The organism is Lactobacillus sp. S2-2, assembly GCF_021698855.1.
GTDB lineage: Bacteria > Bacillota > Bacilli > Lactobacillales > Lactobacillaceae > Fructilactobacillus.
In genome coordinates, this window is sequence record NZ_WWFA01000007.1 from 47,802 (window position 1) to 57,432 (window position 9,631).

Annotated in this window: 9 protein-coding genes and 1 pseudogene; 4 read left to right on the forward strand and 6 right to left on the reverse strand. The window is 26.7% G+C overall.

Features of this window, described 5'->3' with window-relative positions; all coding sequences use genetic code 11:
• Window positions 1-10: 10 nt before the first annotated feature.
• Complete coding sequence (locus GSH19_RS04880; RefSeq protein ID WP_237026981.1) at window positions 11-1,420, reverse strand: PLP-dependent aminotransferase family protein; 1,410 nt, start codon at window positions 1,418-1,420, stop codon at window positions 11-13.
• Window positions 1,421-1,520: 100 nt separating this feature from the next.
• Here GSH19_RS04880 and GSH19_RS04885 point away from each other — a divergent pair, with 100 nt between their 5' ends.
• Window positions 1,521-2,213, forward strand: coding sequence for an AzlC family ABC transporter permease (locus tag GSH19_RS04885; protein WP_237026982.1), 693 nt, complete (start codon window positions 1,521-1,523; stop codon window positions 2,211-2,213).
• Entirely contained in the window at window positions 2,200-2,520 is a 321-nt protein-coding gene (locus GSH19_RS04890; RefSeq protein WP_237026983.1) for a branched-chain amino acid transporter permease, read from the forward strand. The genes GSH19_RS04885 and GSH19_RS04890 overlap by 14 nt, the downstream gene beginning before the upstream one ends.
• Before the next feature lie 25 nt (window positions 2,521-2,545).
• Here GSH19_RS04890 and GSH19_RS04895 read toward each other — a convergent pair whose 3' ends face one another.
• The 4 genes from GSH19_RS04895 to GSH19_RS04910 all read right to left on the reverse strand — a co-directional run bounded on the left by GSH19_RS04895 (window position 2,546) and on the right by GSH19_RS04910 (window position 6,496).
• Window positions 2,546-3,871, reverse strand: a complete 1,326-nt coding sequence (locus GSH19_RS04895) for an MFS transporter (RefSeq protein ID WP_237026984.1) — start codon at window positions 3,869-3,871, stop codon at window positions 2,546-2,548.
• A 97-nt stretch (window positions 3,872-3,968) separates the two neighbouring features.
• Complete coding sequence (locus GSH19_RS04900) at window positions 3,969-4,796, reverse strand: DUF5776 domain-containing protein (RefSeq protein ID WP_237026986.1); 828 nt, start codon at window positions 4,794-4,796, stop codon at window positions 3,969-3,971.
• 4 nt (window positions 4,797-4,800) lie between these two features.
• Complete coding sequence (locus GSH19_RS04905; RefSeq protein ID WP_237026987.1) at window positions 4,801-5,880, reverse strand: DUF916 and DUF3324 domain-containing protein; 1,080 nt, start codon at window positions 5,878-5,880, stop codon at window positions 4,801-4,803.
• Window positions 5,881-5,884: 4 nt separating this feature from the next.
• On the reverse strand, window positions 5,885-6,496 hold the full coding sequence (locus GSH19_RS04910; protein ID WP_237026988.1) for a WxL domain-containing protein: 612 nt from the start codon (window positions 6,494-6,496) through the stop codon (window positions 5,885-5,887).
• Between the two features lie 73 nt (window positions 6,497-6,569).
• Between GSH19_RS04910 and GSH19_RS04915 the strand changes: the two are divergent.
• Window positions 6,570-6,836: pseudogene (locus tag GSH19_RS04915) on the forward strand (pectate lyase-like adhesive domain-containing protein); the annotation flags it as partial.
• Between the two features lie 30 nt (window positions 6,837-6,866).
• Window positions 6,867-9,125 (forward strand): WxL domain-containing protein, encoded by a 2,259-nt coding sequence (locus GSH19_RS04920; protein ID WP_237026991.1) that lies wholly within the window; start codon window positions 6,867-6,869, stop codon window positions 9,123-9,125.
• A 42-nt stretch (window positions 9,126-9,167) separates the two neighbouring features.
• Here GSH19_RS04920 and GSH19_RS04925 read toward each other — a convergent pair.
• Window positions 9,168-9,631, reverse strand: a 464-nt coding sequence (locus GSH19_RS04925; RefSeq protein ID WP_237026992.1) for an IS3 family transposase, incomplete at its 5' end; no start/stop codon positions are given.

Sequence of the window (9,631 nt, forward strand, 5' to 3'; positions counted from 1 at the left end):
CTCACATTATTTAGATTAATAAATTTTCTTTTCCCAATAAATCATGCAATTTACGTAATACATCTCTTAATTTTACATTATCTGAATATGAAGCAAGTGAAATTCTTAGAAATGATTGATCATTATCACTTTTCTCACCAACTAAAAAATTATCTGAATGAAATACTCTAATATTATTGCTTAAGCATAGTTGTTCAATATCATTCTTATCAACTTCATTTGTAACTGGAATTATCCGGAAAAAATAATGCTTTTCTGTAATCTTTTCTTTTGAATTGAAAATTGAATCAAATATTTGATTAGCTGCTTTAGCCATTTTTATTTTTTGCAGCATAATTTTATTGGCAATTCCATTTTCTAATGCTCTGGTTACAATATCTACATTCAATGATGACGTTTTAACATTAGTATTAAACATCGTATTTTCTAATTTATTCTTAAATTGTTTAGCAAATCGCATGAAAGAAACTCTTAATCCAGAAGCAATTGTTTTTGACATGCTACAAATATAAATTGATTGTTCTGGAACAAGTGAACTAATATATGTATTTTTTGTATCAGAAAATACATTAACAAAATTAGCATAATCATCTTCAATTAAAATTAAATTATTTTTCTTAATAATATCAGCAATTTCTAATTTGCGATTTTTTGACATCGAAAAAGTTGTTGGATTATTATAATTAGCCATTAAATAAATTCCTTTAATCTGATATAACCGACATAATTGTTCAATCTTCTCACTTTTTATTCCATGCTCATCACTATCTACTGGAATTAATTTAATTCCTAATGATTGTGATAAATTAATAAAATTAACAAAGGTATATTTATCTACAATAATTTTATCTTCATAATGAAACAAACCAATCAATGCAATAGCAATCGAATTTAATCCTCCAGAGGAAATAATTGTATTTTCGTAATTACAATTCATCCCAATTCTTTTTAAATATTTAATCGCAATTTTTTTATGCTTATCAAGACCTGTTGGGCTCTCATAATTTAATAGTTCTTCAATCTTATTTTGATTCATACTTTCTTTAATTGTGCTTTTTAACAATGAATTTGTTTCCTCAAATGAAGAAACAAATCCTAAATCATCAATTTCTTCATTTTTATTTCTTGAATTAGCATTTTTTTGATTAACATTTGAAGAAATATAAGTTCCTTTTCCAATTGTTCCATAAGTTAAACCTTTTTGTTGGCTTAATTTATATGCCCTAGAAATAGTTGAAAAACTAACATCTAAATAGTATGCAAGTTCTCTTTGTGGTGGCAATTTTGAATGGGGTAGTAATAATCCTTCTTCTATATCTGCTTCCATTTTTGTTACCAATGATTGATAAAGTGGCTTTTTCAAATTATCTATTTTAGGTTTCCAAGTTAAGGGATATTGATTAGTTAATTTTAAATCCATAAAAACCTCCTAAATAATTGTGTTGAATACAATTTTATCATTGATTGTATTCCTTATCGACTTTATGCTTATTATAATTCAAAATTTAGAGGTGATTATTATGTTTGATAAAACATTCAAATTTGCATTTCAAAAAACAATCCCAGTTATGACTGGCTTTTTATTCTTAGGTATTACATATGGAATTTATATGAACTCAGAAGGATTCAATTTCTTATATCCAACCTTAATGGCTGCAAGTATTTTTGGTGGCTCCATTGAATTTTTAGTGGCTAATCTTTTATTAACTAAATTTAATCCACTTTTTGTCTTCTTCTTAACTCTACTAATCAATTCTCGACATATTTTTTATGGAATATCCATGTTAAATAAGTATTCAAATGTAAAAGGAATTAAAAAATTTTTCATGATTTTTGCTTTATGTGATGAAACTTTCTCAATTAACTATTCCATTGATCCTCCAAAAAAACTTAATAAGGATAAAATCTATTTATTAGTTACAATTTTAAATTATTTTTATTGGGTTTTTGGTGCTTTTTTAGGTGGTCTATTAGGTAGTTTAATTGCTGTTAAAATTGAAGGACTATCTTTTGTCATGGCAGCATTATTCATTGTTTTATTCTTAGAACAAGTCTTAAAAGAAAAAAATCATTTATTTTCATATACTGGTTTTTTATTAGCTTTAGCTTCTTTATTTATTTTTGGTGAAAATCTATTTATGCTTATTAGTATTATTATTGTAATTTTAATGATTACTTTTAAAAAGGAGGACCAAACTTATGACAATCACTGAACAAATAATCACTATTTTTGCTGCCGTTTTAGGAACAATGATTACCAGATTTACACCATTTATTCTATTTTATAAAAGTAATCCTTCAAAATTGATTCAAAAATTAGGTCAATATTTACCAGCTGCAATTATGGGAATGTTGGTTATTTACGCTGTTAAAGATGAGTTATTAAATTTAAATTATCATACAATTTATGTAATTATTGCATCATTAATAGTCATTATTACATATCTATTGAAAAGGAATTCTTTATTATCTATCTTTTCTGGAACTGTAATTTATATTTTATTAGTTAATTTTATTTAAAAAAAAGAGATAAGAACATTAGTTTTTATCTCTTTTTTAAATATGTTGGTAAAACCAAAATTAACGCTGATAAAAATGAAAATACTAATAAAGCAAAAATAACTTTCATCCCTGATTGAAATTTAAGTAAAGGATCACTCAAATGACTTGTCGCAAACGTAACTAATGAAATTCCAATTGCTCCACCTAATTGTTGAGTAACATTTGTCATACCAGAAGCTGCCCCTGCATCTTTTTGATTAGTTTGGTATAAAGCTGCAGACATTAATGGAGCAAGTGCTAAACCTTGTCCGATTCCTAAAACCATCATTGGAATTGATAAACTAATCCAATATCCATCTTGATAAAAAGTTAGCCAAAACATTCCAATTAACGAAATGGTTAAACCGAATAACATAACTTTTCCATTATTAAATTTTTTAGTTAATTTGGGAACTTGCATAGATAAAATAAAAGTTACAACTGTTAATGGTAAAAATGCCATTCCTGTAACTATCGAACCTAAATGAAGATAATTCTGTAACATCATTGGTGTAAAAAACCAAAATGACATGTAAGAAGCAGTAAAACCCATTCTACCAAGATAAGCTCCTAATCTAACTTTATTCTTAAAAAGACTTAAAGGTAATAAAGGATTTTGATGTTTTCTTTCAATTAAGTATAAAACAATAAAGAAAATAATTGCTAAACTAAAAGTTAACCAAAAATTATCAGATCCAACAATGGTATAAATTAATAAGAAAAACGCAATCATTGAAACAATTGCTCCACACCAATCAAACATACCTGCTTGTGTAACACTATTTTGTAAATATTTTCTAGAAAGGAACCAAATAATTAAACAAATCGGAAAATTAATAAAAAATCCAATTCGCCAATTACTAGCAGCAAATATTCCACCTAAAACGATTGAAATAGCTCCACCGATTCCAACAATCGACCCATACCAAGAAATTGCTTTAGTTCTTTCATAACCAGTAAAGTTATCCATAATTAAAGCTAATGTTGTTGGAGCTACAATTGCTGCTCCTGCTCCTTGTAAAGCACGAAAAATGATTAACGAAGTTCCATCAAAAGAAAATCCAATTAACAAAGAACTAACTCCAAAAATAATCAGTCCTAATTCAAAGATTTTTTTTCGACCCCACATATCACCAACTCGACCACCAAGTAACAATAATCCACCAAAAAATAAAGCATATGAATTTTGAACCCACGCAATTTGTACACTTGATAAATCAAGTGTTGATGCCATTTTAACTGTTGCTGTGAAAATAATTGAATCATCTAGAATAATTACAAAATAACTAACTAAGATAATTCCTAAAATAATCTTTTTAACTCGTTCCATTAACATACTCACTTTCTTCAATTTAAAATCTGCTTTTAATTCTACATAATTCAATCATTTTCGGCAATAAAGCAAAAAAGTAGTTCATTATAATGAACTACTTTTTATTGAAAAATTTTTTATTACCAGTAATATAACCATTCGAAACTTGGTAACGTTTGGTACCTTTTATTCCCATATCATTCTCATGAGAATACAAAGTCTTATTAATTTTAATTAATTTATTTTTGTTAATAGTTGCTTTTTTATACTTTAAATCAGCATCTTTATATAAATTAATTTTACTTTTAGTTTTAACTTTTTTAGAATATTCTTTTTGATTAAAACTAATTAATTTTTTATTACCAGTAACATAGTTACCATTTTTTAAAACTAATCTGGTCGTTAAATTATGCTTAACGATTTTTTTTACTGATAATTTTGTTCCCTGGCAATAATGCTTATTCTTGGATTGCAATCCTTTAATTTGATAACTGTTGATTCCATTTGCCGAAGTTACTGTAATTCTATGCTTAATTAGCTTATTATAATAAACATTTCTAACATAACTACTCTTAGCAGTAATATATCCAACTTTGCCATAAGTCTCTGATTTATGGTTTACATCTCTAACCTTATATCTACCATTATTTTTAGAAGAAGTAACATATTTCAATGTAACAAACATTGGTTTATTAATCATTGGTTTATTACTATAAAAAGTTATTCTATCTTTTTGATTAAAATTAGCTTTTCGATATAAATAAATTGGTTTTCGATTATAAACAGCCATTTTCTTATCAGTTGGATTATCACCCCAACCATGTAAACCAATGTTATTAGTTGTAGTTTTATCAGCAGCCTCAATCAAAGATTGATTTAAAAATAAAATCATGCTTAGAGTAAACAATAAAAAAAATATTTTTTTATACTTAGCTAATTGCATTATATTACTCCTTACGTTTTTTTCTCATTACTAGGTAGACAATTAACCATGTAATAAGTGCAACAAAAATCATTAATAAAATAACTCCTAATACATACCACCAAATACTAATTGGTGGTTTTGGATCATTAATTGAATTTTTATTCAAATCTTTTGCTTGCTTATCAGTAATCGTAAATCCTTTAGTCCAATACCAATTTCTTCCTTTATTACTTGCATGAAATTTCATTGTGTATTGACCAGCTTTTAACTGATAATCCCCAGCATAAGTTGCATATTTAAAGTTTGAATTTGGTGCCATCGACATTCCAGATTTACTTGAAGTAAGAACTTTTTCTCCAGTTGTATTATTAAAAATAGTTGTATCAACATTTAATTTTTTCATTAAATTGGGACGATAATTTTGAATTTGAGCATAGACAGCTTTTTTATAATTATCTAAACCTACACTAACACCTAATAGGTGCAATTCTGGTACTTGAATCGGTTCAACAGTTGAACTCATTTTAATCGCTAAAGCGTAAGAGTAAACATTATTAATACTTACTCCTTTACTCTTAGTTTTACTTTTTTGATTACTATTTTTAAAATACCAAGATCCAAGCATTACTCCGGTTGCTTTTTTAGGCATAGTTACAGTTGCATGAACAACTCGACTACTTTTAGGTTGAATTTTTATTTTTTGGTCATTTTTATCAATTTTAATATAGTCACTAGCTTTATATTTTAAACTTTTATCGTATTTTTGACCTTTTTTTAATGAACTAGTATATTCAATTGCACCATTATCATTTGTAAAAGTTGTTAATATTTTAGTATTTACTACTATTGACTTATTTTTTGAATTATAAACTCTAGCTGAAATTCTTTTTGTATTATTAGGTTTCAATTTTAAATTATAAAAAGAAGATTTTTTATCTGCTTTTTGATTAGTAGATATTTTAGAAACACTATAACCAATACCAGAATTATTTAAATTATTAGCATTTATATTAAAATTATTAAAAAATATTATAAAAATAGATACTAACAACAAGATAATAAATTTAAAAAAAGTGGTATTATTTTTTTTTACTTTATTCATACTATTAAGCACCTGCAGTTAATGACCAGTCAATTGTTGTAGTATAAGTTTTACCACTTTTAGCTGTATCTCTTGGAATTCTCAAATAGACATCCTTTGCATCCCAGTAATCAGTTGATGTACCTTTACCAACACCATTATTATCATTACTTGTTTGCATAACTGTTTGACTACCACTATCTTTACTTAATTCTAGATTTTTATTAGAAGTTAAATTATTGCTACCTTGAGTTTCTGAATTATAACGAGAATTTGTTGCAGTTCCACTTGGAATATTAATTGAAGCACCAGTCAATGCTTGCTTACCTTCTGCACTATCTATAAATCCATTATGCAATTTAGCAGATACAGCCCATCCATTTGCATTTGTTCGTTTATCGGTAACTTGAATATATTGATGACCTTTTGATAGTGATGAATAAAAATCTTTAAATGTATCATCATAATTTGGTATATTTGGATTAACTGGATTCACCAGATTGTTCGGTGTAATATCTTTAAATCCTATATGACCATATGTAACTGCTGAATCAGAAGCGGAAATCAATTCTCCCTCACAAACAGAATATGACGATGCAAATAAGAAACAGAAAAATATTTTTGATATTAATCTCAAATAATTACCTCCCCCCCTTTTTCCATTCTGTTCTTATTAATCAGATGTTACTAATTGAACTCAATTAAAAGAAGCTATGAACGATAAAACTATTACAAAAGTGAATATTGAAAACGATATTGTTAATGATGATAAGAGTACAAGCTCATTAGTAGGTAATTTTATACCATTAAGATCAATTGATTTTAATGGTAATAATCATACAATTGATTTTCGAGGTACATGTTTTTCAAATTTGAGTTCTGTCCCAAAAGGGTCCTCAATTAATTGGGATATTCATGACGTTAATATGTATGGACAAAATTATTATGGCCCTTTTCAAGCCAATGGTTATACATAAAATGAAAACAACAATTATGGTAATGGTAATATGACATTTAAAAATGTTAATTACATAGGATCTCAACTAACTGCTTCATATAAATATACAGTAAATTTTGATGGTAATAATAATACATCTGTTAATAATTATCTTTCACCTTTTGATAAAAAGTACTATTCAACTCTTAAAGACCAAGTAAATATTAAGGCAACAAATATCAATTTCAATGAAGGATCAACTTATAATGGATCAACAGAAAATGCTGGAGTTTTTTATTTATATTATGACGGAAAATTAACATTAGGTGATAATTCCAAGGTTAATCTAACTTCTGGTGGAGAAGAAATTGGTCTAAATAAAGGAGGGGAATATGGAAAAGCTGCACTAACATTACAAGGTAATTTGGAAACAGGTAGGAATTCTCAATTAAACATAAAAACTAAACCTAATGGTATCCAATCTGCAATAGATTTAAGTTCTGGTAATAAAAACACACCTAATGAATTTAAAATGGATAAACATTCAAGCGTTATCATTGATGATAATGGTACAGATAAAGGAACTTTAAATAATAATATTGAACTAGCTAAAAACACTAAATTTTTAGTTAGCGATAATGCTACTTTCAAATTAAACACACATCTAGACTCGAAACGAAAAAGAAGTATTATCAACGCAAATTCAGGGAGTACATTTGATATTGATGACAATGGAAATTTTGAAATAAATGCTTCTGGTAGTACAAACTACGACTTACTAAATTTTGCAAGTAATTCTAAATTCATTATAAATAATGCAAATCGAGTAGATTTAAATGCACAAAATAATACAAATCCAAGTACTGATTTAATTTATATGACTTCTGGATCATTAGAATCAAAAATTCAACATATTTATGCTTGGATTAGAGATAATCAAAGTGATAAGTCTAGTAAAGAATGGACTAATATTTTTAACGTAAACGTTCCATTTAAAAAATCAGATATAAATGGTTCAATAACAGCAGATAGTACTGATCATTCAATTTCCAGTGATTTTAAGAATACTTTTAAACCTCATAATTATTCAAGACTATTATTCACATACATTCCTGATATAGATATTTCTATTGATAATGATTTAACATCCGTTCACAAAGATCCAAATAGTCAAATCATTAAAGGACATGCACGACCTGGATCATTCATCAGATTTTCTGGTGATCCAGCAATTCCAAAGGGAACATTAAAGGGACAATCTAGTTCAAATTCAAACTTATATCATACTCAAACAAGCAGCGATGGAACTTATTCATTTTCTTTACCATCAGGAAAATATCTAACTGCTAAAAATAAAATTTCTGCTTATGGATATTTAGATGGAAAGTCTGATACTGCTACAAAAATTGTTAAGCAAACTCCTACGGGGACATTAAATAATTATTTAACAGATAATAAAAACACCAAAAAAATATCTTACGGGATGGGTGACAATGCAACATATAATGCTTCTTTCATAAATAAAAGTGACGAAAACTTGTATAATCCAACCATTAAGATTAATATTCCTAAACAATTTCAAGTAAATAAGGATAATTTAAAAGTTACCAATGATAATAATGTCATTAAAAATTCAAAAGTAATTGAGAATGAAGATGGATCTTATCAAATAAATATTGGTAAAAATCAAAGTATTCAACCCAATAAAACGTTAGCGATTAAAATTGGATTAAAAGCATTATCTCAAAGTTCAAACTTAAAAATAAATTCATCTATAAATGGATTTTCTGATATCAACTCCAAATATTCAATTAATGATATAAATTCAAATACAATAACTGCTAGTATTGTTAAACCAAATATTTCATTGAAATCAGTTCCCAATACTATCAATTTCTCAAATAATAAAATTGCATTTAGTGATAAGACTTATGAATCTGACTCTAATAAATTCAACCCAATAAGTGTTAATGATAGTAGAAACGATAAAAATTCTGGATGGTATGTAACTGCACAAATGAACCAATTTCAAGATAGTAAAAAAAATAAATTAACTGGAGCAACATTAACAATTCCTAAAGGAAGTGTTACATCTAATAGTAATAACACTAGTGGATTATCATCATCTAAAGTAACATTAGCTCCTGACTCAAATAATTCTGCTCAAACCATTTTTGATTACAAAGGAGATTCTAACAATACAACAAAAGAAACCTTTAATTCAAACTTTGAAAATAAAAAATTTAAATTAAAAGTTCCTGGGAAAACTATTAAAGATGATACATCATATTCTACAAAAATTAACTGGTCACTAATATTAGCTCCATAAAAAAATAGGATTAATTGATGTGAACCCCAAAAGTTGGACAACTTAATTTAATATTTTTGCTAAGGCAAATTTTCGATATTCAATCGGAGATTTGCCTTTTAATTTAGTTTTAATTCTATCTTCATTATAATATCTAATCCATTCTTTCATTGCACTAATTAGTTCTTCTTTGCTTTGATACTTTTTAAACATCATTTCCGTTTTCATAAGATGAAAAAACGATTCCATTGAAGCATTATCTAGACATGTCCCTTTACGGGACATGCTTTTAAAGAATTTATTTTCTTTCAATAAAACATTCCATTCCAAACTTTGATATTGAATTCCTCGATCACTATGGATTGTGGTTCGATATTCTAAACTGGGTATTTTTTTAATTGCTTTTTTCAAAGATGTAATTACTGTTTTAGTGGTTGGATGTTCATTGATTTCATAAGCCAAAATTTCTCCGAAAAACAAATCTAAAATTGGAGACAAATAAACGCGGTGGTTTATATTTTGATTTC

Excerpts from the sequence above, each read along its gene's own strand:
- GSH19_RS04880 (WP_237026981.1), bottom strand. The coding sequence starts at position 1,420 with ATGGATTTAAAATTAACTAATCAATATCCCTTAACTTGGAAACCTAAA.
- GSH19_RS04885 (WP_237026982.1), top strand. The coding sequence starts at position 1,521 with ATGTTTGATAAAACATTCAAATTTGCATTTCAAAAAACAATCCCAGTT.
- GSH19_RS04890 (WP_237026983.1), top strand. The coding sequence starts at position 2,200 with ATGACAATCACTGAACAAATAATCACTATTTTTGCTGCCGTTTTAGGA.
- GSH19_RS04895 (WP_237026984.1), bottom strand. The coding sequence starts at position 3,871 with ATGGAACGAGTTAAAAAGATTATTTTAGGAATTATCTTAGTTAGTTAT.
- GSH19_RS04900 (WP_237026986.1), bottom strand. The coding sequence starts at position 4,796 with ATGCAATTAGCTAAGTATAAAAAAATATTTTTTTTATTGTTTACTCTA.
- GSH19_RS04905 (WP_237026987.1), bottom strand. The coding sequence starts at position 5,880 with ATGAATAAAGTAAAAAAAAATAATACCACTTTTTTTAAATTTATTATC.
- GSH19_RS04920 (WP_237026991.1), top strand. The coding sequence starts at position 6,867 with ATGACATTTAAAAATGTTAATTACATAGGATCTCAACTAACTGCTTCA.